This is a genomic window from Nocardia sp. IFM 10818 (assembly GCF_054655275.1).
Genome location: NZ_BAAHJH010000001.1, coordinates 7,566,222 through 7,592,599 on the forward strand (window position 1 = coordinate 7,566,222; position 26,378 = coordinate 7,592,599).

Sequence of the window (26,378 nt, forward strand, 5' to 3'; positions counted from 1 at the left end):
CGGGAACTGGTGGCGGCCTTCGTCGAGAGGGATCCGCCACCAATTCCCGGTCGACGGTGTTTCAAATGACTGGGTTATCGAGAGCGCTGCGCCGAGTACCATTCGAGGAGTTCGGGGGCGTCGACCGCGGTCGGCGCCACGACCTTCGACGCCTCCGCACCCTGGAAGATCTTCTTGATCGGGACTTCCAGTTTCTTGCCGGTGCGGGTGTGCGGAATACCCGGCGCTTCGATGATTTCATCCGGCACGTGCCGGGGCGAGACCTCGGTGCGAATGGTGGCGTTGATGCGGGTCTTCAGCTCCTCGGTGAGTTCCGCTCCCGGGCTGAGAACCACGAACAACGGCATCCAGTACCCGCCGTCGGGTTGTTCCGCACCGATGACCAAGGCCTCCGCGACTTCCGGCAGCCGCTCCACGGCTTGGTAGATATCGGCGCTGCCCATGCGAATGCCGTGGCGGTTCAGGGTGGAATCCGAGCGGCCGTGCACGATGATGCTGCCGTGCTCGGTCAGGGTGATCCAGTCGCCGTGCCGCCATACGCCGGGGAACATGTCGAAGTAGGCGTCGTGATAGCGGGAGCCGTCCGGATCGTTCCAGAAGCGCACCGGCATGGAGGGCATGGGCTTGGTGATGACCAGCTCGCCGACCTCGCCGCGGACCGGATGGCCCTGCTCGTCCCAGGCGTCGAGAGCGACGCCGAGGTAGGGGGCGGAGAGTTCGCCCGGCCAGACCGGCACGGTGCGGACGCCGCCGATGAAGGCGGAGACCACATCGGTGCCGCCGCTGATGGAGGCCACCGGAATGTGCTCGCCGACATTGTCGCGCAACCAGAGTGAGGATGACGGCGGCAGCGCGGACCCGGTGATCCCGACCAGCCGGACGGCCGAGAGGTCGTGGTCGGCGCGCGGCACCGAACCTGCCTTGGCACAGGCCAGGACGTATCCGGGGCTGGTGCCGACGACCGTCGCGCCGACGCGCGCGGCAATCGACCACAGGGCGTCGGTGGCGGGCGCCGAGGGGCTGCCGTCGTAGCAGACGACGGTGGCGCCGACCAGCAGCCCGGCGATCTGAAAGTTCCACATCATCCAGCTGGGGCTGGTGTACCAGAAGAAGGTGTCGCTCGGCCCGATATCCGATTGCAGAGCAACGGCTTTCAGGTGCTCGAGCAGTACGCCGCCGTGGCCGTGCACGATGCCCTTGGGCTTGCCGGTGGTGCCGGAGGAGTACAGCACCCACAGCGGATGATCGAAATCCACCTGTGCGGAATCGATGTCGGTGACGTCGAGGTCGGGACGCAGATCATCCCAGGACGAGACATTCGGCAGCGTTCCTCCGAAGCGCGACACCAGCACCGTGGCACGCAATGTCGGCAGCCCGGCCCGCAGCGCCTCGATATCGGCGGTCTTGTCGTGCACCTTCCCGCCGAAGCGGTAGCCGTCGGCGGCGACGAGCACCGTCGGCTCCAGCTGTCCGAGCCGGTCGAGCGCCGCCTGGGCGGAATAGTCCTGGCCGCAGGCGCTCCAGATGGCGCCCAGGCTCGCGGTGGCGAGGAAGGCGATCACGGCCTGCGGAATATTGGGCAGATATCCGGCGACGCGGTCGCCCGGCCCGACGCCCAGCTCCCGCAGCCGGTTGGCGAAAGCCACAGTGCTGCCGAGCAATTCGGCCCAGGACAGTTCACCGACGGTACCGTCCTCGTCGACGGCGACAAGGGCCGGTCGATCCGTGCGCGCCTGCCGCGCGACCTGGTCGACGTAATTCAGCCGAGCACCCGGAAACCACTGTGCTCCAGGCATTTCCGCCTTGGCCAATACCTGGTCCGGCCGCTCGCCGAGATCGAAGTAGTCCCACACCGCGCCCCAGAACCCGGCGAGGTCGTCGACCGACCACCGCCACAGCGCCTGATAATCCGGCAGGGACTCCCCGGTCCGCTTCTCGACGAACCGGGCAAAGCTGGTGACATCCGCCTCGACAATGTCGAGATCGGTCGGCGTCCACTGTGGTTCCAACGCGCTACCTCCTACGATGCCGGACTGCCGGCGCGCTGCGCCCGCGCCACGATCCGCTCGGCATGCCGGATGACCGGCATATCCACCATCCTGCCCTCGAAGGTGAACACGCCCGGCTGATTCGGCACCTCCGCCAGCAGCCGGCGCGCCCAGTCGACCTCCTCGGCGGCGGGCGCGTAGGCGCGGCGGATGACCGGAATCTGGCTGGGATGAATGGCGACCTTGGCGTCGAAGCCGATGGCGACCGCATCCTCGGATTCGGCGGCCAGCCCGTCGAGATCCGGAATATTCAGATACACCGAATCGAGCGCGAACTTGCCATATGCCTTGGCGGCCAGCAGGGATTGCGAGCGCACGTGCCGCGCCACATCCCGATAGCCGCCGTCGGCGTGCCGGCTGGAATTGCCGCCGAGCGCCGCCACCAGATCCTCCGCGCCCCACATGACGCCGATGGCATTGCGCACCATGACCGCGCGCCCCACCGCCATGGCGCCCAGCGGGGATTCCACGAGCGCGATCACCTCGTAGTCGGACAGGCGCGTGATCTGCTCGGCGGATTCGCATTTCGGCAGCATGATGCGCCGATATTCGGTGCGCACCAGGGCATCCACATCGAGCATGTGGTCGAGGGTGCCCGCGGCATTGATGCGCACCACGGTGCGTTCGGGATCCAGCGGATTGGCGATCAACGCCTCGCGGGCCGCGGCCTTGTCCGCCTCGGCGACTCCGTCCTCCAGATCGATGATCACCACATCGGCTGCCGCGAGGGCTTTTCCATAGCGTTCGGGGCGATCGGCGGGGCAGAACAACCAGGCGGGTCCGGGCATTTCCCAGCTCATGAAGGCTGCTTCCTGACGAGGGTTTTGCGAACGGCGGTGGCGACGATATCGCCATGCTGATTGCGTCCGGTATGCGCGAAGGACACGATGCCCTCGCCCGGACGGCTCTTGGATTCCCGCAGTTCCGTCACCACGGTTTCGGCGTACAGGGTGTCGCCGTGGAAAAGCGGTTTGGGGAAGGCGATTTCGGAGAAGCCGAGATTGGCGACGATGGTGCCCTGGGTCAGCTGCGCCACCGACAACCCGACCAGCGTGGAGAGCGTGAACATGGAATTCACCAGCCGTGCGTGGAACGGCGGCAGCGCGTCGGCGAACGCGGCATCCAGATGCAGCGCCTGGGTATTCATGGTCAGCGTCGTGAACAGCACATTGTCGGCCTCGGTAATGGTGCGGCCGGGTCGGTGCTCGTACACCACGCCGGTTTCGAATTCCTCGAACCAGAGGCCGCGCTGTACGACTCGGCGCGGGCTGTCGTCGGTCACAGCCCGAGCTCCCGCCCGATCAGCATCAACTGCACCTCCGTGGTGCCCTCACCGATTTCCAGGATCTTGCTGTCGCGATAGTGCCGCGCCACAGCATATTCGTTCATGAAGCCGTAGCCGCCGAAAATCTGGGTGGCGTCGCGGGCATTGTCCATGGCGGCCTCGGAAGCGACGAGTTTCGCGATGGCGGCCTGTTTCTTGAACGGTTTTCCGGTGAGCATGAGCGCGGCCGCGTCGTAGTAGGCGGCGCGGGCGGCGTGCGCGCGGGCCTCCATGCGCGCGATCTTGAAGGCAATGGCCTGATTGCTGCCGATGGGACGGCCGAAGGCCTCGCGCTCCTTGGCGTACCGCACGCTCTCGTCCACGCAGCCCTGCGCCGCGCCGACCGACAGCGCCGCGATGGCGATCCGGCCCTCGTCGAGAATGCGCAGGAAATTGGCGTAGCCGCGGCCGCGTTCGCCAAGCAGGTTCTCCGCGGGCACCCGCACATCGGTGAAGCTGAGCGGATGGGTGTCGGAGGCGTTCCAGCCGACCTTGTTGTAGGCGGGCTCGGCCACGAATCCCGGGGTGTCGGTGGGCACCAGGATGGTGGAGATCTCCTTCTTGCCATCCGTGGTCCCGGTGACGGCGGTGACGGTCACCAGGCGGGTGATATCGGTGCCGGAGTTGGTGATGAACTGCTTGGAGCCGTTGATGATCCAGCTGTCGCCGTCCAGCACGGCGGTGGTGCGGGTGCCGCCCGCGTCACTGCCCGCGCCCGGTTCGGTGAGCCCGAAGGCGGCCAGCGCCCGGCCGCTGGTCAGCTGCGGCAGCCACTCCTGCTTCTGCTTGTCGTCGCCGAACCGGTAGATCGGCATGGCGCCCAGCGAGACTCCGGCCTCGAGGGTGATGGCCACGCTCTGATCGACCTTGCCGAGCTCCTCGAGAGCCAGGCACAGCGCGAAATAGTCGCCGCCCATCCCGCCGAACTCCTCCGGGAACGGCAGGCCGAACAGCCCCATATCCGCCATGCCCTTGACCACCTCGTACGGGAAGGTGTGCTCGGCATCGTGCTTGGCGGCCACGGGAGCCACCACCTGATTGGCGAAATCCCGCACGGTGAGCGCGAGTTCGCGGTACTCATCCGGAAGTGTCCCGGTGGAGAGGAAGTCGGTCATCACATATCCCTGATCTGATCGGCGGTAGCTGAGGCGGGTGTATCGCCCCCGCGTCGAGTTGGTTCGGTGTCGGCGGGCTGAGCGGCGTCGGGCTCGGCAGTGTCGAGCTCAGCGGCGGCAGGCGTCTCGGCCGCACCCGGTGCGGGGTCGGTGATCACGCGGGCGAGCACCTGGTCCAGGCGCACCTGCGTACCGGGCGTGACGAGCAGCTCGACTCGACCGGCGACAGGGGCGGTCAGGGTGTGTTCCATCTTCATGGCCTCCACCACGACGATCGGTGCGCCCGCGGCCACATGAGCGCCGGACTCCACCGGGAGCGCGATGACCGAACCCGGCATGGGGCTGGTGATTTCGGCATCGCCGGAGTGATCGGCGGCGGTGCGCACATCGGCCTCGGCGACCTCGCGCAGCAGGGCGATCCCGGTGGCGTCGGCGATCCAGACCTGTCCGTCGTGCTGGGCAATGCGGAAGCGAGTGCGCACGCCGTCGACGGTCAGCGTCAGCTCACCACCACCCGTCATCCCGGCATGCTTTTGGCCGGGATCTCCTAAGCCGCTGTGGATTCCGGCCAAAGGCGCGCCGGAATGACGAGAAGAACCTTCGGCCGGGCTCTCCGTCCGAGTCACGCCGAATTGCGCCGTGAGCGTGTGCTTCTCGCCCGACTCCAGCCAGGCTTCGGCACGTGCGGGGGTGCCGGTGAGATAAACATGCTCGGTGCGGTCACCACCGTGCAGTCGCAAGACGGTCGGGGCCGGAGCGCCTATCCGCCAGCCGGTTGGTACCGCCCAGAGGTCTGTCGGCTCCACCGGCCAGCGCCGCAGCCACAGATAGGCTGCGGCGGCGAGGAATTGAGTATCCCGGATCGGCTCCGCCTCGAAATCGCGCACTCGGCGATCGAGCAGGCCGGTGTCCAGATTTCCGGCGCGGACGTCCGAATCCGCGAGCAGGAACCGCAGGAAGTCGGTATTGGTGCGCAGGCCGAGGATCTGCGTATCCCGCAGTGCTCCATCGAGTTTGGCGATGGCGGCAGCGCGGTCGGGCGCGTGGGCGATAACCTTGGACAGCATCGGGTCGTAGTCACTGCCGACGACGGTTCCGGCCCGGAGACCGGAATCGACTCGGACGCCGGGGCCTTCCGGCTCCGACAGCGCCAGCACGGTGCCGCCGGTGGGCAGGAAGTCGCGGCTCGGGTCCTCGGCGTAGACGCGGGCTTCGATGGCGTGGCCGGTGAGGCGGATGTCGTCCTGGCTCACCGACAGCTTCTGCCCGGCGGCAATGCGCACCTGGCATTCCACCAGGTCCACGCCGGTGACGAGCTCGGTCACCGGATGCTCGACCTGCAGGCGGGTGTTCATCTCCATGAAGAAGAACTCGTCGGGTCTATCGGCGGAGACGATGAATTCGACGGTGCCCGCGCCCATGTAGTCCACGCTGCGCGCGGTATTGCAGGCGGCCGCGCCGATCTCGGCGCGGGTCCTGGCATCCAGCAAGGGGGACGGGGCTTCCTCGATCACCTTCTGGTGGCGGCGCTGCAGACTGCATTCACGCTCGCCCAGATGCAGCACCTGGCCGAAGCCGTCGGCGAGGATCTGCACCTCGATGTGCCGGGGGCGGCTGACGAATCGCTCCAGGAACAGGGTGTCGTCGCCGAAGGCGGCGGCCGCCTCGCGGCGGGCGCTGACCAGGGCGTCCGGCAGCAGCGCCGGATCGTCCACCCGCCGCATGCCCTTGCCGCCGCCACCGGCCGATGGCTTCACCAGCACCGGATAGCCGATTTCCGTTGCGGCCTCGATGAGTTCGGCATCGGTCAGGCCCGGCCGCGCGATGCCGGGCACCACCGGCACGCCGTAGGCGGAAACCGCGTTCTTGGCGGCGATCTTGTCGCCCATGATCTCGATGGCCCGCGCGGGCGGGCCCAGGAAGACGATGCCCGCCTCGTCCAGCGCCGCCGCGAAGGCCGAATTCTCCGAGAGGAAGCCGTATCCCGGGTGTACGGCCTGCGCTCCGGAGCGGACGGCGGCGTCGACCACCTTGGCGATGTCCAGGTAGGACTCCCGTGCGGGGGCGGGACCCAGCCGCACGGCGGTATCGGCCTCGTGCACGTGCCGGGCATCGGCGTCCGCGTCGCTGTAGACCGCGACAGAGCGAATTCCCATGGCGCGCAGGGTGCGGATGACGCGCACCGCGATCTCGCCGCGATTGGCGACGAGCACGGTGTCGAAGGCAATGGGGTGCGCTTTGTTCATCATGGTGATCACATCCGGAAGACGCCGTAGGAGACGGGTTCGAGCGGCGCCTGCGCGCACGCCGAAAGCGCCAGGCCGACAACTGTTCTGGTATCGGCCGGATCGATGACGCCATCGTCCCAGAGCCGCGCGGTGGAGTAGTACGGATTGCCCTGCGCCTCGTACTGCTCGCGAATCGGGGCCTTGAACGCCTCCTGATCCGCCTCCGACCACGGTTGGCCATTGCCGTCCAGCTGATCGCCGCGCACGGTGGCCAGCACCGAGGCGGCCTGTTCGCCGCCCATGACGGAGATGCGGGCATTGGGCCACATCCACAGGAAGCGCGGCGAATACGCGCGCCCGCACATGGAGTAGTTGCCCGCGCCGTAGGAGCCGCCGATGACCACGGTCAGCTTCGGCACCCGCGCGCAGGCCACCGCGGTGACCATCTTCGCGCCGTGCTTGGCGATACCGCCGGCCTCGTAGTCGCGGCCCACCATGAACCCGGTGATGTTCTGCAGGAACAGCAGCGGAACCTTGCGCTTGTCGCACAGTTCGATGAAATGCGCGCCCTTCATGGCGGATTCGGCGAACAGCACGCCATTGTTGGCCACGATGCCCACCGGATGGCCGTGGATGTGCGCGAAGCCGGTGACCAGGGTGCGCCCGTATTCGGCCTTGAATTCCTGGAATTCGCCGCCGTCGACCATGCGGGTGATGACCTCGCGCACGTCGTAGGGCGTGCGCAGATCCACCGGCACCACGTCGTAGAGCTCGTCCTGCGGCGCGATCGGATCGACGGTGGGCCGCACCTCCCACGGCGTCGGCGTCCGCGGCCCCAGCGTGGCCACGATATTGCGCACGATGCGCAGCGCGTCCTGATCGCTCTCGGCCAGATGATCGGTGACACCGGAAGTGCGCGAATGCAAGTCGCCGCCGCCCAGCTCCTCGGCGGTGACCACCTCGCCGGTGGCGGCCTTCACCAGCGGCGGGCCGCCCAGGAAGATGGTGCCCTGATTGCGCACGATCACGGTCTCGTCGCTCATGGCGGGCACGTACGCGCCGCCCGCGGTGCACGACCCCATGACCGCGGAGATCTGCGCGATGCCCTTGGCGCTCAGATTCGCCTGGTTGTAGAAGATCCGCCCGAAGTGCTCGCGATCCGGGAAGACCTCGTCCTGCTTGGGCAGGAACGCGCCGCCGGAGTCCACCAGGTAGATGCACGGCAGATTGTTCTGCAGGGCCACTTCCTGCGCCCGCAGATGCTTCTTCACCGTCATCGGGTAGTAGGTGCCGCCCTTGACCGTGGCGTCATTGGCGACGATCACGCATTCGCGCCCGGACACCCGCCCGACCCCGCCGATGACCCCGGCCCCGGGGCACTCGTCCCCGTACATCCCATTGGCCGCCAGCGGCGACAGCTCCAGGAACGGCGAGCCCGGATCGAGCAGCCGATCCACCCGCTGCCGCGGCAGCAGCTTGCCCCGCGCCACATGCCGCTCCCGGGCCTTCTCCGGCCCACCCAGCGCACTGGCCGCCAGCCGCTCGCGCAGCTCCTCGACCAGCGCCAGATGTGCCTCCCGATTCCCGGTACGCACGTCCCCAGTCAGCGTCATCGCGCCATCCTGCCCGCTCGGTTAATCACCAATAACTGGAAAATAAGATAATCTTCACTAACTGAGTTGTCCAGGACCGGCGAAAGGAGCCACGGTGAGCAGCACCGATACCGTCACGCTCACGCGCCGCGAGCAGCTCAAGGCGCAACGTCGGCAGCAGCTGCTGGACGCCGGAGCCCGGCTCATCGCCGATCGCGGCTTCCTGGGCATGCGCCTGGACGATCTGGGCGCGGCGGCGGGCATCAGCGGCCCGGCCGTCTACCGCCACTTCCCCAATAAGGAAGCCCTGCTGGTCGAGTTGCTGGTCGGCATCAGTCAGCGACTGCTCGACGGCGGCAAGGCCGTGGCCGCGCGGGCCGCCACCCCCGCCCAGGCCCTCACCGATCTGGTCGACTTCCACCTCGACTTCGCCCTCGGCGAGCCCGAGCTCATTCGCATCCAGGATCGCGACCTGGAGAACCTGCCGGAGTCGGCCCGCCGCCAGGTGCGCCGCACCCAACGCCAGTACGTCGAGGTCTGGGTCGCCGTCCTGCGCGAACTCCATCCGGACCTGCCCGAGCCGACGGCCCGGGTCCAGGCGCACGCCACCTTCGGCCTGATCAACTCGACCCCGCACAGCGCCCCGGCCGCAACCGCGACCCGCGCCCGCCCGGTCCTACGGCGCATGGCGCTGGCGGCGCTCGGCGGCTAGATGCCTTTGAGTTCGCGCTCCGCGGTATTGAGGACCAGATGAACCCCTCCGACGATGATCGGCCGGAAGATGAGGGTACTGAGCCCGGACAGGATCGGCGTGGCCATCTCGAAGTCGGCGAACCAGCGCACGCGGGTGCCGCCGGGCACCTCGTCGAAGGAGATGCACCCGTCCTGATGCCGTAGCGGCGGAACCGATTTCAGCAATCGGTAGCGCATCAGCCGGGGCGGATCGTATTCGATGATCTCTTCGGTCAGGCGCAGCAGCGGGGTGACGATCAGGCGCACGGCCCCGGCCCCGTGCCCGGTGGTGTCGCCGGGGCGGACCAGGGTCACGCGGCGGACGAAGGGCACCCGCTGATAGTTGGTCGCATCGGTCAGCCAGTCGAATACATCGGAGCGGGGGGCCGCGATGGTGCGCTCAATATCGACCGTGCGCATGCCGGCTCCGTTCTGGTCTGGCTCGAACCTCCGGGAAGCCTACGAGATCGGGAAGCGGTCGGCGCGGGAACGACGCGGATCAAATAAGGGGCTTGTGCTTGCGGATGCGGCGGCGTACGTCGCGCATCATGACGTGGGTGGGCGCGAAGCGCAGGAACTTGGGGATGAAGCGATTGACGAAACCCACGAAGAGGAAAAGGTTTTCGAAGCGGCGCTGATCGGTGGCGGTCCAGGCGATGCCCATCTGCTCGCGGAAGTGCGGTGCGAGGAAACCGGCGGTGAGGAAGCGGAGCAGGCCGCCGAAGACGGCGCGCAGATACCAGTGGATCATGCGCAGGTGCAGCAGATCGTCGACGTAGGCATGGACCTTGTCGTCGAGGACGGCCTGTTCGCAGGCGAGGTTCCAGTAGACGTCGAACTCGGCGCGGGTGGCGGGCCACATGTCTTCCGGCACTTGCAGAGTCGTGCCGAGAGTCGATGAGGTCCGGTAGAACTCCTCGGCCTGTTCGGGACTCATCCTGCCGTGCAGCATCTGGTACGAGTCCTCGAAGCCGATGAACAGGCAGGCCGACACCCACAGTTGGAGATTGCGGTCGAAGGCGTTGTATTTCACCGCGGCGCCGGGCTCCGAACGCACTTGGCGGTGCGCCACATTCACCGCTTCCCGGAATTCGGCCTTCTCCTCCGGACTGCCGAGCAGGGCGACCGCGAGATAGGAAGCCGTGGTGCGCAAGCGTTTCCACGGATGCACCAGCAGCGCCCCGGATTCCACCTTGCTGTCGGCCACACCGTGCCCGACGCCGGGCCGGGCCATCTGCATGGCCACATTGGCGGCCGCGCCGGCGAACTGCCAGAAGTCCATGGCGTCCTGCACCCGCGGCGGGCGCTTGGTCTGCGAGCGATGGATGGCCGGAATGCGGATGCGGGTCCGCTCGGTGGTCAGGGGGACCGATTCGAAGGGCTGGGCCGCTGCTGAGGTCATCGCCGTCCTTTCCGAACACTGCGGAATGGTGCATAACTTAGAACCACAGCAGATCCAGGTCAATGCCTAAAACGAGTTTTCCGAAAGTCCTTTCCATATGAAGAATGCTGGGTAACATACCCGACCATGCTGCAACGGCTTGACCGCATCCTGAGCTATGAGATGAAGGTGTCGGAGTTCCTCGGCACGCTCATCCTCATCGGCATCCCCTACGGCCTGGTGGGCCTCATCTGGACGCTCACGCACACCTCGCACCTGAAGCAGACGAACGGCCTGGACGTGATCATCTCGTTCCTGGGCTCCATCGTCTGCTGGCCGGTGCTCACCTTCTCGAATGTGTGCATGACGTAATGATGGTTCTGGTCCGGCTCATCGACCTCCTCGTCATGGGGGTGAAGGTGCTCGGTGGGCGTACGCGGGTGAATCCGGTGTTCCGGTTCGGGCTGTGGGTGGCGGTGCTGAGCACCCTCGCCGCCGGTGTCGCGGTGGCGGGCTTCCTGCTCGTGCTGTTGCAGCAGTATCTCGACGACATGGCGTAAGGGGGCACGCCTTGACCACTACCGAATCCGCGCGAACGCGCAGCGCGCCGCCGGCGCCCGAGCACGGTGAGCTCGACCGGATCATCGAGAGCCTCACCCGGCTGTGGAAGCGGCATCCGCAGCAGTCATTGGAGACCCTGGGGCGGCAGGTCCTGCTGGGCCGGGAAGCGGTGCGGCAGTTGGTCGCCGCCCTGGCGCGCCGCCGCTTTCCGTATCAGGAGTTCATCAAGCAGTGCGCGTTCATGACCAGCGTGTCGGCGGCGCCGACGGTGCTGGTGGCCATTCCCATTGCCGTGGTGGTGTCGATTCAAGTGGGCGCGCTGGTGAATCAGGTCGGCGCGACCACGTTCATCGGCGCGGTGGCCGGGCTGGGCATCATTCGCCAGGGCGCCCCGCTGGTGACCTCGCTGATGATCGCCGGGGCGGTGGGGTCGGCCATCTGCGCCGATCTGGGCTCGCGCACCATTCGCGAGGAGATCGACGCCATGATGGTGATGGGCGTGGATCCGGTGCGGCGGCTGGTGGCCCCGCGGCTGCTGGCGGCGGTGCTGGTGAGCATGTTGCTGTGCGGGTTCATCGTCTTCGTCGGCTTCGCGACGGCCTACATGTTCAATGTGTACGCGCAGTCGGGGACGCCCGGATCGTTCATCGGGTCCTTCGCCTCCTTCGCGGTGGCCAATGACCTGGTCATCGCGCTCGTCAAGGCGGCGGTCTTCGGCGCGCTGACCGCCGTCATCGCCTGCGATATCGGATTGCACGCGCACGGCGGGCCCGGCGGGGTCGCCAATGCGGTGAACTCCGCGGTGGTCAGCTCGGCGCTGATGCTGTTCGCCACCAACATCATTCTCACCCAGGTGTACAACACCTTGTTCCCGACGAAGGTGATCTGAGGTGGGCAGTACCTACACTCCCCCGGCGCTGCGGCCGATCAAGCTGGCGGGCAATGCCATTGCCGCGCCGTATCAGGCCAATCAACGGCTGGGGCATCAGGCGATCACGTTCGTTCAGGCGCTCATCGCGATTCCGTTCGTGGTCAAGCACTATCGCAAAGAGGTGCTGCGGCTGACCGCCGATATCGGCTGGGGCAATGGTTCGCTCATTGTGGGCGGCGGGAGCATCGGCGTGGTCATCGTGCTGTGCGGGTTCGCCGGCATCACCGTGGGCATGGAGTCGTTCACGGCCTTGAACCTGCTCACCATGGGGCCGCTGACCGGGGCCATCTCCGGCTTCGCCACCACGCGCGAGCTCGCGCCGATCATCGCCACCCTGGCCTTCGCCATCCAGTCCGGCTGCCGGTTCACCGCGCAGCTGGGTTCCATGCGCATTTCGGAGGAGATCGACGCACTGGAATCCATTGCCATCCGGCCGCTTCCGTATCTGGTGAGCACGCGGATGATCGCGGCGACGGTGACCATCGTCCCGCTGTACAGCGTGGGGCTGGCGGTCGCGTATCTGACGACCAAACTGTCGGTGCTGGTGCTGGGCGGGACCACGGCGGGCACCTACGACCACTACTTCTTCCAGTTCCTGCTGGGACCCGACGTGTTCTGGTCGCTGCTGAAAGTCGTTGTGTTCGTCATGCTCTCGGCCTTCATCCAGTGCTACTACGGCTATGTGGCCACCGGCGGACCGGAGGGCGTCGGGGTGGCGGCCGGGCGGGCCATCAAGATGGTCATCGTCGTCATGGTCTTCGCCAATCTGTTTCTGACCCTTGCGATCTGGGGCATCGACCCCGGATTCCGGATTTCGGGGTAGGCGCCCATGCTGCTGGATCCGAGTGGCCGTGGACCGACGGCCCGGCACCTGTCCCTCGCGGGCCTGGCCATGCTGACGGCCGTCGCGCTGCTGCTGTATCTGCTGGCCCTGCGCTACACGGGGCGTTTCGAGGACAAGGTGGGTGTCGTCGCGGAGCTGACCAGCACCGGAGACGGGCTGCCCGGCCGCGCGGATGTGAAGTTCCGCGGCATGGTGGTCGGCCGCGTCGAAACCGTGGAGGTCGTGGCCAAGGGTGAGCGGCAGCGGGCCGAGATCGCCCTGAAACCGGCGGTGGCGGGGATGATTCCGGCGACCGTGGCGGCCCGCGTGATTCCGAACAATATCTTCGGCGTGACCGCCGTCGAACTGGTCGATACCGAGCCCGGCCAGCGCGCGCTGCGTGCCGGGGATGTCATTCCCGAGGACACCAGCGCCGCGACGGTGCAGTTGCAGACCACGCTCAATGTTCTGCGCAATGTGCTGAACAATATTCAGCCGGAGAAGCTGGGCCGGGTGCTCGGCACGCTGGCGGCGGCACTGGATCCGCAGTCTCGTGTCCCCGGTTCCACCATCGAGCGTCTCGACACCTGGCTGACCGAGGTGCACGCCATTCCCGGCATCGGTGATCTGCTCGGTGATCTCGGACAGGCGGCCACCGCGCTGAGCCGGTCCGCGCCCGAGCTGGTCGGCATGCTGTCGCGGTCGGTGACCACCGCGCGCACGCTGACCGAGCAGCGGGCGAATCTCATTGCCCTGCTCACCACCGGCGGTACGGCCGTGGACGCGGTGAACTCACTGTTCGCCCGCAATCCCGATTCCGGGAAGTTCCTGGTGGCCGGGCTGGACGAGCTGTTCGGCAGCCTCGCCAAGGATCCGCAGGCCATCCCCTACGCCGTCGCCAATCTCAATACCGCGCTGCAGCGGCTGGGCGGCGTGTTCAGCTTCGGCCCGGGCCGGCAGATGGTGTGGAAGATGGATGTGTCCTTCACGCCGTTCCAGCAGTACACGGCCGCGGACTGCCCGCGCTACGGCGAGCTGGCCGGGCCGCGCTGTGGCGGGCCGACGGTGCCGGATGCCGCACCGCCGCAGGAGTATCCGGCTTCGCTCCTGCCGCAGTGGCTGGGGGCTGCCGGTCCCGCGCCGGTGCAGCGGCCGCAGGCGAACGCTCCGATCATTCCGGGGCTGCCGAATCTGCCTGCGATTCCCGGACTTCCGGCGATTCCGGGGATCACCGCCCCGGCCTCGTACACCGGGACCGGCCCAGCCACCGCGCAACCCGCGGGGCTGCGTGGCGCCGAGGCGATTGCCGCGGTGGTCGGCGGTAGGCCGAATATGGCCCAGGTGCTGCTGCTCGGCCCCGTCCTGACCGGCGGCTATCTCACGGAGGCCACGGCATGAAATCGGCGAAATCCCTGGCGGGGTTCAGTCTCTTCGCGGTCATCGCGATCGTGCTGACCTACACCATCTGGTCCACGCTGCAACGCTCGGTACCCGGTGGCACGCACAGTTATTCGGCGGTCTTCTCCGATGTGCTCGGCCTGCGCATCGGTGATGACGTGCGCATGGCCGGGGTCCGGGTGGGGCGGGTCGACAAGATCGACTTCACCGGCGACTACCGGGCCCGGGTCGACTTCCGGATCGAGGACGACCAGCATCCGACCACCTCCACCAAAGCCCTGGTGCGGTATCAGAATCTGATCGGGCAGCGCTATATCGCGCTCATGCCGGGTGAGGCGGCGGGGCAGCCGCTCGCGCCCGGGGATCAGATCCCCCTGGAGCGCACCGAACCGTCCTTCGATGTCTCGGCGCTGCTGTCGGGCTTCGAGCCGCTGTTCAGCGTGCTGCAACCGGATCAGGTGAACTCGTTGTCCGAGACGCTCGTCCAGGCCCTGCAAGGCAATGGCGTCTCGCTGAGTTCGCTCGTCACCCAGGCCGCGCAGCTGGCGGCGACCTTCGGCCAGCGCGATCAGATCCTCGGCGATGTGATCGCCAACCTCAGCAGCGTCATCGCCGGGCTGTCGAACCGCAGTGGTGAGCTGGAAACCCTGATCACCCAGGCGCGTTCGCTCACCGAGGCGCTGTACTCGCAAGGCGAGGCACTGAAGACCTCGGTGGATCGGGTGGCCACGGCGACGGATTCGCTGGTGAACATCATCGCCACCGTGAAACCCGGTGTGGCCCAGGCCCAGAACGATGCCACCAGCGGTATCGCGCTGCTGCTGCTCAACGGCGCGTCGCTGGACCGGGCCGCCGTGGAACTGCCCGACATCCTGAATGCCCTGGCGCGCTTCACGTCCTACGGCACCTACGGCAATGCCTACATCTGCCGACTGGATGTCTCGCTGTGGGGCGTACTGCTGCCGCCCGGGCTCTTCTCCCAGGTCGGCGGACCGGCCCAATCGGAGGTGTGCCGATGAATCGGTATTTGCGGCTCGGCTTGCTGGCGGCCGGATTCGTGGTGCTGCTGCTGGTCGGCTCGACGGCCTTCAAACAAGCGCAGGTGGGCGACAAGACGATTCACGCCGAGTTCGCCCAAGCCGCGGGCTTGCGGCCGGGTGCGACGGTCGATGTCTCCGGTATCGAGGTCGGCACCGTCTCGGCGGTGAAGCTCGACGGTGACAAGGTCCTGGTGGATTTCAAGGTCCGTCGAGACCTGCGGTTGGGCTCGAATGCCCGTGCCGCCATCAAGATGTCGACCATCCTGGGCCGCCTGCACGTGGATCTGGTTCCCGGCAGCGGCGAGGCGCCGGCCGGGGATCGCATCACGATCGAGAACACCACCGTGCCCTACAACCTGGGCAAGGTCATTCAGGATCCCGAGTACAAGTCCTCCTTCGAGCACTTCGAGCGCATCGACCCGGTGAAGCTGCGCCAGGCCCTCGATACCGTCAACCAGCAGATGGGCGAGTCCCCCGAGCTGGCCGTGCAGGCGCTCGACAGCGTCGGCGCGCTGGCCAAGGTCATCAATGACCGCCGCGACGAGGTCGACACCCTGCTGAAGGGCATGGATGTGGTGGCGCAGCTGGCGGCCGACAACCAGAACAGCGTGCTGCTCCTGCTGACCCGCGGCGAGGCCATCGGCACCGCCGTGCGGCAGCGCCAGACCCTGCTGCGCAGCCTGCTCGACAATGTGGCCGCGCTGTCGCGGCTGCTGCAGGAGATGGGCCTGGAGAACAACGGGCAGCTGGGGCCGCTGATCGGCGATCTCAACACCATGTCCGAGGGCCTGGAGAAGAACAAGCAGAACCTCGACCGGCTCTACGAGATCATGCCGGTCGCCCTGCGGCAGTTCAACAATGTGGTCGGCAACGGGCCGTACGGCGAGGTGTACGCCCCGTGGCTGTTCCCGGACAACTGGCTGTGCTTCGCGCAGGCCATTCAGGGGTGTCAGTGATGAGGGCATGGACGAGACCGCGGGCGCTGCCGAAGCTGGCCGCGGTGTGCTGCGCGGCGGCGCTGGGATCGGGCTGCGGGGTGCTGCCGGACAGCGTGAGCTCACTGCCCGGGCAGTACCTCGGCGACCGGATGCGGGTCAGCGCCGACTTCGAGAACGTGGCCGGGCTGTACGCGGGCAATGAGGTCGCGGTACTGGGTGTTCCGATCGGATCCGTCGAATCCGTCACGCCCAAGGGCAGTTACGTCGAAGTCGTCATGTCGCTGGATCGCGATGTGAAGATTCCGGCCGATGCCATGGCGGCGCTGGTCAATCCACAGCTCATTACCAACCGCCATGTGGAATTGGCTCCCGCCTACACCGGCGACGGCCCCACCCTCGCCGATGGCGCGCATATTCCGTTGCCGCGCACCAGGGTTCCCGTCGAGCTCGACCGGATTCTGGCCAACTTCGATCAGCTCGGAGCGGCGCTGAAGGGTGACGATGAAACCGGCCCGATGGCGAGCCGCGTGCTGTTCCCGCTCCTGAACGGCAATGGCGACCGGCTCCGCGAGACCCTCGACGCGCTCTCCTCGGCCTTCGAGGTCACCTTCGCCAATAAGGACCAGATCGCCAATACGATCATCAAGCTCAATGAGATCACCCAGATCATCGCGTCCAATGATCAGACCGTCCGCGACTTCAGCGGCCGCCTCACCGAACTGGTGAGCCTCATGGGCGAACAGGCGCCCGGTCTGCAAGCCGTGCTGGCGCAACTCGACGACTTCGTTACCAATACCGCCACTCTCGTCGGCGAGAACAAGGATCAGCTGGCCGGGGCCCTGGCGCGCTTCGTGACCATTACCGAGCAGATGCGGCGCAATGCCCGCGGTCTCACCGAGATCGTGGATATCGCCCCGCTCATGTTCCAGAACCTGGCCAATGCCACCAGCACCGAACACCAGGCGCTGCGATTGCACGGCCTGCTGGACAAATCGGCGCTCGACAGCGAGGCGCTGTCGATTTTCTGCGAGCGTGTGATGATGCGCCTGGACGGCTGCCGGACCGGCAAGATCCAGGACTTCGGGCCGGATTTCGGGCTCACGGCCGCACTGCTCGGGATTGCGAGTATCGAATGAGCCGGGGAATTCGAGCCATTGCCGCCGTGCTCACCGCTGCAGCGCTCACCGGCGCGAGCGGTTGTGCGGTGACGGTCAGCAATGTGCCCATGCCCGAGCCGGGAATCGGCGGGCCGGGCTACACCATTCACGTCGCTTTCCGGGACGCGCTCAATCTCCCCGATCGCGCGCACGTGAAGATCGGCGGCACCGATATCGGCGTGGTCACCGATATCAGCACCACGAACTTCATCGCCGATGTGGAAATGCTGATTCGCGAGGACATTCGGCTGCCGCAGGGCACCACCGCGGAACTGCGGCAGGGCACTCCGCTCGGCGACATGTTCGTGGCCATGACACTGCCGTCCACGGCGGAGGCGGGCGAGCCGCTGCGGGACGGCGACACCATCGGGACCGACCGGACCTCGGCCGGGGCCTCGGTGGAACAGCTCATGATGTCGATTTCGCTCTTGCTCAATGGCGGCGGCATCAATCAGGCGGCGCGCATCACCACCGAGATGAACTCCATGTTCGCCGGGAAGGCGCCGCAGCTGCGACATCTGATCACCGAGATGACCAGTGTCATCACCGCATTGAATCAGCGCACCGGGGATATCGACAGCGTGCTCGGCGGCCTGGATGTGCTCGCCGGGGAACTCGCGCGGCGCAAGGCCGAACTGGGTACCGCCGCCGACACCTTCCCGCAGTTGATCGGACTGTTCACCGAGAACAACCAGCAGATCGTGGACCTGCTCACCAAGGTCTCGACCACCATGTCCGCGCTCGGCGATTTCAGCGACACCACCGGAACCGAATTCGTCAGCCTGTTCACCAGCATTCAGGCTCTGATGTCGGGCTTCTCGCAGATGGGCGGCAACCTCGCGGGGACCCTCGACGGCTTGCACAATCTCTACCCGTCACTCATGGCCAGCTTCGACGGCCCGGCGCTGGCGGTCGCCGCGACGGTGTCGTATCTGAGCATCGGCGCGCTCACCGATCCCTCGGGCAGCCGCTGGCCGGAACTCGGCGATGCCGGGCTGTTCATCGGCAGCCTGACGCAGGTGCTGGAGAAGGTCTTCGGGCGGCTCACCAGTCCCCCGCAACAGCCGGGCGCCCTTCCCGGAGTGACGCCGGAGCAGGACGGTGCGCGATGAATTCCCCGTTGTGGCAGTGGATCGTGCGGCGGCGCATCGGGATCGCCAATATCGGCCTGGTCGTCGTGCTCATCATCGGCAGCGGCTATATCGGCGGCTATGTGCTGCGGTTCAATCCGCTGCCGCACACCATGACCGTCACCGTCGAGCTCGCTTCCTCGGGCGGGCTGGCGGCGGGCAATGACGTCACCTTCCGCGGCAGCCGGGTGGGCCGGGTCATCGAGGTCCGGGTGTCCGGGGACGGCGTCGCCGCCATTGCCGAGATCGAGGATTCGGCGCGAATCCCGGTGGGCGGCACGGTCGCCGTGGGCCGGCTGTCGGCGGCCGGTGAGCAGTATCTCGACTTCCGGCCCGACTCCGATACCGGACCGTACCTGCGCGACGGCACGGTCGTGGAGCGCGCGCGCACCAGCGTGCCGGTCACCATTCAGTCGGTGTTCGCGAATATGAGCGACTTCATCGGCGGTATGAACCCGGACCGGCTGACCGTCATCATCGACGAGCTGGACAAGGCCCTGGCCGGCGGTCCGGATCGGCTGCGCAACATGATCTCCGGTATCAGCCGCGCCATGGCCGGGCTCACCGATCTGCTGCCGCAGACCCGGCAGCTGATCGAGAACCTCGAGGTCATCGCCGAGACCACCTCGCACGCGCAGCCGGATCTGGGCACGCTCACCGCCGCGGGCAGCGCGCTGTTCCGCCAATTCGCCGCGGCCGACCAGGAATTGCGCGATCTGCTGCAACGGGGCCCGGGGCAACTGGCCGCCCTGGGCGGATTCCTCGCCGAGACCGAGGATCCCATGACCAATCTGGTGACGAACTTCGTGGCCATCACCCGGGCGGCGAAGCTGCGGGCGCCGGCCATCGCGGCGTTGTTCCCGGCGCTGCGGGTGGGCTCGGAATCGCTCGGGGTGCCCGCGCACGATGGGGCGTATCACACGCTGGTCGATCCCTGGCCGCGCCCGACCTGCGAATACGACACCATCCCGGTCGTTCCCACGCAGGCCGTCGTGGATACCAGGGTGCGGCTCTACAACTACTGCGTCACCACCGATCCGGCATTGCAGATTCGCGGGTCGGCCAATGCGCCGCGGCCCGATGTGCCGGACAACGGCGCGACCGCGCCGCCCGGCGTGACCGGTGACGAACTCTCCCAGCCCATACCCCGATAGGAGCGAGCAGATGAGTGAGATCGACCTGAACAAGGACGCGCCTGTCGAGGACGAGGCCGAAACGACAGTGCCCGAACCAGCGGAGCCCGAACCAGCGGAGCCCGAAACGGCACAGCCCGAATCGGAACCCGAATCCATCGGCCCGAAGCACCGTTTCACGCTGCCCGCGCTCGGGGCGCGCGGCACGATCGCGCTGCGCGCCGCCGCGGCGCTGGTGGTCGGCGCGGCCGTCGGCTCGAGCGTGTTCCTCTTCGTGCAGAACAACGACAAGCAGGAACTTCTCGACGCCCGCGAGGCCGCCCGCACCGCCGCCTGCGAGTACGCCCCGAAGCTCGCCACCTACGACGCCAAGAATCTCGACGCCTACTTCACCGGCGTCCTCGCGGGCGCGACCGGCGACTGGCAGCAGCAGTTCGATTCCACCAGCAAGGATCTGCGCGAGGTCCTCACCCAGGGCGAGGTGGTCTCCACCGCCACCGACGTGCAATGCGCCATCCGCACCGGCGACAAGGACTCCGCCGAAGCCATTGTGGTGATCGGCCAGACCATCACCAGTCTGGGCACCCAGAACAAGCCCGCCCCCGGTCAGCTCTCGATGGTCATGCGGCTGGAGCGTTCCGGTGACCGCTGGCTGGTGAACAAGGTCAACTCCCCGCTCGCCCGGCAGACGCAGCCGTGACCCCTCGCCCTCAACCCGGCAGGGACGCAAAAGACCTGGTGACTACCATTGCTGATATGACCGTCGAGCCGCAGCGGGTGATCCGGCGCCGCCCGAAGAACCGGCGCGCCCAGATTGCCGCCACCTCCGCGGCTGCCTTCGGCTCGCTCGGCTATCACGGGGTGAGCATGGAAGACATTGCCGCTCGTCTCGGAATCTCCTCGGCCGCACTGTATCGGCACTATCCGAGCAAGTACGCGCTGTTCCGCGAGGAGCTGCTCCGGCTGGGGCAGCTGACCGTGGACGCGGCCGTTCCGCCGGACGCCGCCGAGGGGCTCACGCCGCGGCAGCGGCTGGACAGCGTGCTGGACAAGATGATCAGCGAGACCATCGCCAATCGCGCCACCGTCACGCTGGTGCGCTGGGAGCGGCGCTATCTCGACGACACCGATCGGCAGACCCTCGAGGACCAGTTCGCCGCGGCGCTGGCCACGCTGCGGCAGCTCATCAAGGATGTGCGGCCGGAGCTGGACGGGCACGATCGCGCGGTGCGGGCGGTGGCGCTGCTCAGCGTGATCAGCAGCGTGGGCGACCATCACGCCGCGCTGCCGGTGAAAACGCTGACCGCGCTGCTGCATTCGGCCTGCCGGTCGGTGATCGACACCGAACTGCCGCCGCCCGGGACCGAGGCCCGGCAGCCGCGCGCCGTCGAGATCCCGCAGTCGTTCAAACACGAACTGCTGCTGAAGAAGGCCGTGGAACTGTTCCACGAGCGCGGCTATCCCAATGTGAGCGTGGAGGACATCGCCGCCGCGGCGGATCTGTCGGCGGCCTCGGCGGTGTACCGGTACTACCGCAGCAAGGGCGATCTGCTCGCGGCGGCCTTCCGGCGGGCGGCGGATCGGGTGTCGGGGGCGATCGGCCCGGCGGTGGCCTCCTCGTCGAGTCCCGCCGAAGCCTTGACCAAGCTCATCGACCTCTATGTCGCCGGCTCGTTCGCCGAACGGGAACTGACTTTCGTCTATTACGCGGAATTCGGGCACGTGGCGCCGGAGGAACGCACCATGCTGCGCAATGTGCAGCGGCTCATCGTGGCCGAATGGGTGCGATTGCTGGTGGCGGTGCGGCCGGAGCTGTCCGAGGGTGAGGCGCGGATTCTGGTGCACGCCGCCTTCGGGCTGGTGGTGGATCTGGGCCGGGTATTCGGCGACGATCCGCGCATCTGCCCGCAGGAGCGGGTTATTCGATTGATGGAGGTCACCCTCTTCGGCGCCGGGGCCGGTCGCTGACCGGCACGGTTATCAGGCGACGGCGAATGAGACCACGGGCGTGAAGGGCGCGTAATCGCGGACGTGCCCGCTCTCCCATTCCCACAGCGAAATCGGATCCACCGAGACGCCGCTCTGCAGAATGAGTCGCCAGCCGGCGTCCTCGCGCTGCCAGATGTCGCCGTCCCGATCCCAATACAGGCCAGCGGATAGCGGTTCGATCGTGTCACTCCGGCTCATGCTGTTCCTCTCCAGTAATAGCGATCTGCGAGGGGACGAACTGTTTCGGGCGATTTATGCGATTCCTTGGAGCAAATATATTTGCCGAACATTCGCGAATGCAGGAAGCGGAGGGCGCGAGTCGAATTCGGGGCCGCCTATACGACAAGACGGCGCGGGCCGCTCAGGTGGCCCGCACCGTCTTGCTCGAGTGCGTATCAGGTTGTGCCGCAGTTAATTCCGCGGTCAGGCAGGCTGGTTCGCGATATCGACGAGCCAGTTGTGCAACCAGGTCGTGGCCGTGGTGCCATTGGCGTCGACCACATAGCGGGGATAGGACTGATGCGCGCCGGAGGTGATGAACTCCTGCACCTGCCGCGCCCACTGCTCGCTCGCCGGATCGTCCGGCGGCGCCGCCAGGATGGCATTGATGCCCGGGAAGAGGGCTTCGGCCATGATCGACTGCACGGTCAGCACATAGCTGCCGATCTGCAGGGGATCGGGCGCGGAGAGCTGGGTGAAGAATCCGGCAAAGCGCCCGGCGAGATCGTCATTGGGCACTGAACAGTACAAATCGCCCTCCGCGCAGAAGGTTCGCACCTTCGGGCTCAGGAAGCCGAACCCGCCGACGCGCGGCCCGCCCGCGCCCGCGCCCGGCACCGGCGGGCCGACCAGCGCATCGGTGCGCGAGCGCCGCGGATCCGCCAGCAGCCCGACCGCGGCCACCCGGTCCGGCGGCACCACGCCGAGTCCGGTGCCGATCTCGGCGGCCACGTCACCGGCCGCGTCCGCGCCCTGGCTGTAGCCGATCAGCGCGAAACGCGTCGCCGGACAGCGGCCGGCCATGGCGCTGATCATGCCGCGCAGATTGGTGATGGCCTCCCGCTTGGAATAGCCGTAGACCTCGCCCTCCCACGGCAGGGCAGTGGCCGGATAGCTGACGTAATCGGTGCGCACCGAGCCCGGTAGCCCGCGGGTCACCAGGGCGAGCATGCCCTGGCTCTTCTCCTCGCGCGAGGTCTCCCAGGTGCCGGGGACGGCGATGACGTTCAGATCCGCGCAATTATCGGGCGCCGCCTCGGCCCGTGGTGTGCCGGTGGTCGAAAGCATCCCCACCGCAACTGCCACGGCCGCCGTGGCGACCGAGACCGTCTTTCCGAATGACCGTGCCGTTCGAAATAACAAGCCCTCACTCCTTGCCAGGTCGGTTCAAACCGCAGCGAATGTTCGGCAATCCACGCGTGCCCGTCTGAAAATACCAAGCAACTAGCCAGTTCAGTATCGGTCTGCGAATCGGTTTGTGCTCGGACGCGCGCCGGGAGTGTTTGCTATTCGGTTTCCGTACCAATCGAGCTATCGCGACAAATCAGGCAAAGAGTGCGGCCGACGGGTCTCAGCGCGGCTCGGGGCGGGGTGCGGGCTGGAACAGCTCGACGACATTGCCGGAGGGATCCTGCAACAGGATCTGTTGCCCGCCAGGGCCGCTGACAATGTCATTGCGGAAGCCGACACCGGCGGCCCGGAGCCGGGCGACCTCGGCGGCCAGGTCGTCGACAATGAGCTGAATGCGATTCCAGCCGCCGGGCTCGGGGACCGCGCCGTCGGGCATGGGGCGGGCGCCGGAGCTGGCGGGGCCGGACAGCAGCAGTTGCAACGGGCCGCGCGCCACCGCGGCGACGGCCGGGGAGAAATCGAACTCGACGGTGAAGCCGAGATGGGTGGTGTAGAAGTCGACGGCCGTCGGCACATCGTCGATGAAATAGCGGACGTTGGCGAGTGCGGTGGGTGTCGTGGCGGTCATGACGATCTCCGATCCGAGGGGTTATGGCGGAAGGAACCCGATACGGGTGTCGAGTTCCCGTGCGACGCGCCGGAATTCCGGATAGGTCGCACGATTGGTCGTGCCGGCGTCGGACGGATTGGGCAGGCTCCAGTGCGCGGTGACGGCGGATCCGTGGTCGCGCGGGACTTCGCGGATCTTGTCGCACAGGGTGATCACGTAGTCGAACCGACGACCCGCCAGCGCCTCGAGGGATTGCGGCGGACGGGGTTCGAGATCGATGCCGTAGTCCGTGCGCAGGACCCGTACCGCATTCGGATGCACCTGCGCCGCAGGGTGACTGCCCGCGCTCGTGACGTCGATGTCACCGGCGCGGTGCCGGAGCAGGGCCTCGGCCATGGGCGAGCGGGCGCTGTTGCCGGTGCACAGGAACAGCACCGAGCTGCCGGAGGGCCAGTGGCGTTCCACGGGCCGCAGGGCCGGGTGCAGGGCGGTGGCCGCCGCGCCGAAAGCCGTTGCACAGCTCGCCAAGTCGAGGTGGTAGTAGCTGTCGCGCCCGTCGAAGCTGCTGCGGCGGGCGATGACCAGCCCGGCCGTGCGCAGCAGCCGCAGGTGGTAGGAGATCAGGTTCTGCGGCTCATCGAGGGCGGAGACCAGTTCCCCGACCCGGCGATCACCGGCGGCCAGTTCGGTCATCAGCGCCCAGCGCAGCGGGTGCGACGCCATGCGCATCAGCAAGGGGACCGGTGATCCGTCCAATGCCTTCACCCTTCCCAGAATACATCAAAATAGTTTGATACGTCTGAATTCGATGTAGTTCGGAAGTTCCTCAAGCTAAACGAATTTGTATCAACTTACTGCTGTTTACTTCGATGAAACTGCAGATATGACACAAGAATAATCATTAACATAGCTGCCAGTTGGAAGACCGGCGGGAGACTCTCATGGGGCCACAATCGCGACGACAATTCATCCGGACCGCAGCCAGGGCAGGGGGTATCGCGGCGGCGCTGACGCTCGCGCCGACCGGCGGGCGGGCCGCCGCGCAGCCCGGGCGCAGCGTGGCGGTGTTCGGGGCCGGACCGGCCGGGCTGACCGCCGCGCACGAGCTCGCCGAAAGGGGGTTCTCCGTCACGGTTTTCGAGAAGCTGGGCGACTTCGGCGGCAAGACGCGCAGCATCTACGCACCGGATGGGCTACCCGGTGAGCACGGGTTCCGGAGCTTCTTCGGCTTCTACCACAATCTGCCGGATACGCTGCGGCGCATACCATTTCCCGGCAATCCGCACGGGGTGTGGGACAACCTGGTGCGGTTGAACGCGGCCATGATCGCCGGGATGGACCGGCACAATCTCACGGTCCCGCTGCCGTTCCCTTTGCCGTTCAGCCAGTTCCCGATGACGCCCAAGGGTTTCATCGATTCGGTGGCATCGGTGTTCGAGACCTTGTTCCGGCTGCCATTGCACGAGGCGGTATTCGCGGCCGAACGCCTGGCGGTGTACGTATCCAGTTGCACCGAACGCAAACTCGGCCAATGGGAGCGCATGACCTGGACCGACTTCGCGCGCTTGGACGTGTCCTCCCCCGAGTACAACCGCTTCCTCGGTGACGGGTTCATTCGCGAGCTGGTGGCCACCAAGTCCGTCAATTGCAGTGCGCATTCGATCGGACTGGTCGGCGAGGAATACGTGTGGTCGCTGCTGAACCTCAACAATGACAGCGACAACAAGGGCAATGACCGAGTCCTCAATGGCCCCACCAGCGAAACCTGGATCAACCCGTGGATCGACTACCTGCGCTCCATCGGCGTCACCTTCCACCAGGGCTACCAGCTCACCGGCTTCACCACCGACGGCGCGCACATCACCTCGGCCACCGTCACCGACGCCGGCGGTTCCCGCCACGCCGTCGAATCCGACTACTACCTCTCCGCCATCCCCCTCGACAAGATCCCGCCCATCCTGTCCGAGGACCTGACCGCCGCCGATCCCACCCTGGACCGCATCCGAAACCTCCAGTCCGCCTGGATGGTCGGCATCCAATTCTTCCTCCGCAAGCGCGTGGACCTGGCCAACGGCCACGTCGGCTACAACGACGCCCCCTGGGGCCTGACCTCCATCAGCGAAGCGCAATTCTGGCACCGCTCCGTCTCCAGCTACGGCGACGGCAGCGTCCGAGAAGTCCTGTCCGCCATCATCTCCGAGTGGGAAGAACCCGGAACCTTCAACGGCAGACCCGCCGCCAAGTGCACCCCCGAGGAAATCGCCCTCGAGACCTGGTCCCAGATCAAGGCCCACGTCAACGACGACGGCGAAACCCAGCTGACCGACGACCTACTCCACTCCTGGCTCCTGGACCCCGCCCTCACCGGCGCGGGCACCCCCGACATCGCCTACGAAGACGCCATCTTCATCCAGAACCCCGGCTCCTGGTACGACCGCCCCGAAGCCTGGACCGCCATCGACAACCTCTTCCTGGCCGGCGACTGGATCAAAACCCAAATGAACGTGGCTTGCATGGAAGGCGCCAACGAAGGTGGGAGGCAAGCAGCCAATGCCATCCTGCACGCCTCCGGTTCCCCCCACCCCCAAGCTCAGATAACCCCCCGCTTCACCATGCCCCTGTGGGAGCCCCTGAAACTGATAGACCGCGAACTCTACAAAGCGGGCCAGCCCAACATGTTCGACATAATCGACCGCCGCTACCCCCTCCGCTGAGCCCTAGTCGCAACTGCTGCTCGAGCTGCTCGAACCACTGTCGCTGGAGCTCGAACTCGAGCTGGAACTGCTGCTGCCGCTGTCACAGGAGCCCCAGCTCGAACTGCTGCCGCTGTCGTAACCCGAATCGCTGTAGTAGTAGCCGGAACCCCCATACGACCCGTCGTACTGCGGTGCATAGCCC

26 protein-coding genes are annotated in these 26,378 nt (G+C 66.9%); 14 read left to right on the forward strand and 12 right to left on the reverse strand.

The window, feature by feature from the left end:
* Positions 1-74: 74 nt before the first annotated feature.
* Genes ACYQ5L_RS35075 through ACYQ5L_RS35100 form a run of 6 tightly spaced genes read right to left on the reverse strand, consistent with a single transcriptional unit; the run spans position 75 to position 8,328 of the window.
* Entirely contained in the window at positions 75-2,009 is a 1,935-nt protein-coding gene (locus tag ACYQ5L_RS35075) for an acetoacetate--CoA ligase (RefSeq protein ID WP_459962498.1), read from the reverse strand.
* An 11-nt stretch (positions 2,010-2,020) separates the two neighbouring features.
* Positions 2,021-2,848, reverse strand: coding sequence for an HpcH/HpaI aldolase/citrate lyase family protein (locus ACYQ5L_RS35080; protein WP_459962499.1), 828 nt, complete (start codon positions 2,846-2,848; stop codon positions 2,021-2,023).
* Complete coding sequence (locus ACYQ5L_RS35085; protein WP_379196713.1) at positions 2,845-3,330, reverse strand: MaoC family dehydratase; 486 nt, start codon at positions 3,328-3,330, stop codon at positions 2,845-2,847. Before ACYQ5L_RS35085 ends, ACYQ5L_RS35080 begins: the two co-directional genes overlap by 4 nt.
* Positions 3,327-4,487, reverse strand: coding sequence for an acyl-CoA dehydrogenase family protein (locus ACYQ5L_RS35090; RefSeq protein WP_459962500.1), 1,161 nt, complete (start codon positions 4,485-4,487; stop codon positions 3,327-3,329). Before ACYQ5L_RS35090 ends, ACYQ5L_RS35085 begins: the two co-directional genes overlap by 4 nt.
* Positions 4,487-6,736 carry an acetyl/propionyl/methylcrotonyl-CoA carboxylase subunit alpha gene (locus ACYQ5L_RS35095; RefSeq protein WP_459962501.1) on the reverse strand — a complete coding sequence of 750 codons (2,250 nt, stop codon included), beginning with the start codon at positions 6,734-6,736 and terminating at the stop codon, positions 4,487-4,489. Before ACYQ5L_RS35095 ends, ACYQ5L_RS35090 begins: the two co-directional genes overlap by 1 nt.
* 5 nt (positions 6,737-6,741) lie before the next feature.
* A complete protein-coding gene (locus tag ACYQ5L_RS35100; protein WP_459962502.1) occupies positions 6,742-8,328 on the reverse strand; it encodes a carboxyl transferase domain-containing protein in 1,587 nt (528 codons plus the stop codon).
* Positions 8,329-8,422: 94 nt separating this feature from the next.
* Between ACYQ5L_RS35100 and ACYQ5L_RS35105 the strand changes: the two genes are divergently transcribed.
* On the forward strand, positions 8,423-9,019 hold the full coding sequence (locus ACYQ5L_RS35105) for an SACE_7040 family transcriptional regulator (RefSeq protein ID WP_459962503.1): 597 nt from the start codon (positions 8,423-8,425) through the stop codon (positions 9,017-9,019).
* Here the strand turns inward: ACYQ5L_RS35105 and ACYQ5L_RS35110 are convergent.
* Both ACYQ5L_RS35110 and ACYQ5L_RS35115 read right to left on the reverse strand, forming a co-directional pair.
* Positions 9,016-9,459: an SRPBCC family protein gene (locus tag ACYQ5L_RS35110; protein ID WP_459962504.1), complete on the reverse strand. Its 444-nt coding sequence runs from the start codon at positions 9,457-9,459 to the stop codon at positions 9,016-9,018. The two genes, ACYQ5L_RS35105 and ACYQ5L_RS35110, sit on opposite strands and share 4 nt — an antisense overlap.
* A gap of 79 nt (positions 9,460-9,538) precedes the next feature.
* A complete protein-coding gene (locus ACYQ5L_RS35115; RefSeq protein WP_459962505.1) occupies positions 9,539-10,441 on the reverse strand; it encodes an oxygenase MpaB family protein in 903 nt (300 codons plus the stop codon).
* A gap of 126 nt (positions 10,442-10,567) precedes the next feature.
* Here ACYQ5L_RS35115 and ACYQ5L_RS35120 point away from each other — a divergent pair, with 126 nt between their 5' ends.
* The 12 genes from ACYQ5L_RS35120 to ACYQ5L_RS35175 are packed head-to-tail and all read left to right on the forward strand — an operon-like array spanning position 10,568 to position 21,499.
* Positions 10,568-10,792, forward strand: coding sequence for a hypothetical protein (locus ACYQ5L_RS35120; RefSeq protein ID WP_459962506.1), 225 nt, complete (start codon positions 10,568-10,570; stop codon positions 10,790-10,792).
* Positions 10,792-10,980, forward strand: a complete 189-nt coding sequence (locus ACYQ5L_RS35125; RefSeq protein ID WP_459962507.1) for a hypothetical protein — start codon at positions 10,792-10,794, stop codon at positions 10,978-10,980. Before ACYQ5L_RS35120 ends, ACYQ5L_RS35125 begins: the two co-directional genes overlap by 1 nt.
* Positions 10,981-10,991: 11 nt before the next feature.
* On the forward strand, positions 10,992-11,870 hold the full coding sequence (locus ACYQ5L_RS35130; RefSeq protein ID WP_459962508.1) for an MlaE family ABC transporter permease: 879 nt from the start codon (positions 10,992-10,994) through the stop codon (positions 11,868-11,870).
* Position 11,871: 1 nt separating this feature from the next.
* Positions 11,872-12,735, forward strand: coding sequence for an ABC transporter permease (locus ACYQ5L_RS35135; protein ID WP_459962509.1), 864 nt, complete (start codon positions 11,872-11,874; stop codon positions 12,733-12,735).
* Positions 12,736-12,741: 6 nt separating this feature from the next.
* The gene (locus tag ACYQ5L_RS35140) at positions 12,742-14,133 is read left to right on the forward strand and encodes an MlaD family protein (protein ID WP_459962510.1); all 1,392 of its coding nucleotides are present in this window, start codon (positions 12,742-12,744) and stop codon (positions 14,131-14,133) included.
* Positions 14,130-15,152, forward strand: coding sequence for an MlaD family protein (locus tag ACYQ5L_RS35145; RefSeq protein WP_459962511.1), 1,023 nt, complete (start codon positions 14,130-14,132; stop codon positions 15,150-15,152). Before ACYQ5L_RS35140 ends, ACYQ5L_RS35145 begins: the two co-directional genes overlap by 4 nt.
* A complete protein-coding gene (locus ACYQ5L_RS35150; RefSeq protein WP_459962513.1) occupies positions 15,149-16,129 on the forward strand; it encodes an MCE family protein in 981 nt (326 codons plus the stop codon). Before ACYQ5L_RS35145 ends, ACYQ5L_RS35150 begins: the two co-directional genes overlap by 4 nt.
* Positions 16,129-17,247 (forward strand): MCE family protein, encoded by a 1,119-nt coding sequence (locus ACYQ5L_RS35155; RefSeq protein WP_459962514.1) that lies wholly within the window; start codon positions 16,129-16,131, stop codon positions 17,245-17,247. Before ACYQ5L_RS35150 ends, ACYQ5L_RS35155 begins: the two co-directional genes overlap by 1 nt.
* Positions 17,244-18,380: an MCE family protein gene (locus ACYQ5L_RS35160; RefSeq protein ID WP_459962515.1), complete on the forward strand. Its 1,137-nt coding sequence runs from the start codon at positions 17,244-17,246 to the stop codon at positions 18,378-18,380. The genes ACYQ5L_RS35155 and ACYQ5L_RS35160 overlap by 4 nt, the downstream gene beginning before the upstream one ends.
* The gene (locus ACYQ5L_RS35165) at positions 18,377-19,552 is read left to right on the forward strand and encodes an MCE family protein (protein WP_459962516.1); all 1,176 of its coding nucleotides are present in this window, start codon (positions 18,377-18,379) and stop codon (positions 19,550-19,552) included. Before ACYQ5L_RS35160 ends, ACYQ5L_RS35165 begins: the two co-directional genes overlap by 4 nt.
* A 10-nt stretch (positions 19,553-19,562) precedes the next feature.
* Positions 19,563-20,231 carry a hypothetical protein gene (locus tag ACYQ5L_RS35170; RefSeq protein ID WP_459962517.1) on the forward strand — a complete coding sequence of 223 codons (669 nt, stop codon included), beginning with the start codon at positions 19,563-19,565 and terminating at the stop codon, positions 20,229-20,231.
* 56 nt (positions 20,232-20,287) lie between these two features.
* On the forward strand, positions 20,288-21,499 hold the full coding sequence (locus tag ACYQ5L_RS35175) for a TetR/AcrR family transcriptional regulator (protein WP_459962518.1): 1,212 nt from the start codon (positions 20,288-20,290) through the stop codon (positions 21,497-21,499).
* A 12-nt stretch (positions 21,500-21,511) separates the two neighbouring features.
* Here ACYQ5L_RS35175 and ACYQ5L_RS35180 read toward each other — a convergent pair whose 3' ends face one another.
* From ACYQ5L_RS35180 to ACYQ5L_RS35195, 4 genes are all read right to left on the reverse strand, one after another.
* On the reverse strand, positions 21,512-21,718 hold the full coding sequence (locus tag ACYQ5L_RS35180; RefSeq protein ID WP_379196745.1) for a hypothetical protein: 207 nt from the start codon (positions 21,716-21,718) through the stop codon (positions 21,512-21,514).
* 225 nt (positions 21,719-21,943) lie between these two features.
* Positions 21,944-22,807, reverse strand: coding sequence for a cutinase family protein (locus tag ACYQ5L_RS35185; protein ID WP_459962520.1), 864 nt, complete (start codon positions 22,805-22,807; stop codon positions 21,944-21,946).
* A gap of 283 nt (positions 22,808-23,090) precedes the next feature.
* On the reverse strand, positions 23,091-23,498 hold the full coding sequence (locus ACYQ5L_RS35190; RefSeq protein ID WP_459962521.1) for a VOC family protein: 408 nt from the start codon (positions 23,496-23,498) through the stop codon (positions 23,091-23,093).
* 21 nt (positions 23,499-23,519) lie between these two features.
* Entirely contained in the window at positions 23,520-24,245 is a 726-nt protein-coding gene (locus ACYQ5L_RS35195; RefSeq protein WP_459962522.1) for an arsenate reductase/protein-tyrosine-phosphatase family protein, read from the reverse strand.
* Between the two features lie 176 nt (positions 24,246-24,421).
* Here ACYQ5L_RS35195 and ACYQ5L_RS35200 point away from each other — a divergent pair, with 176 nt between their 5' ends.
* Entirely contained in the window at positions 24,422-26,194 is a 1,773-nt protein-coding gene (locus ACYQ5L_RS35200) for a hydroxysqualene dehydroxylase (protein WP_459962523.1), read from the forward strand.
* Positions 26,195-26,378: the final 184 nt, after the last annotated feature.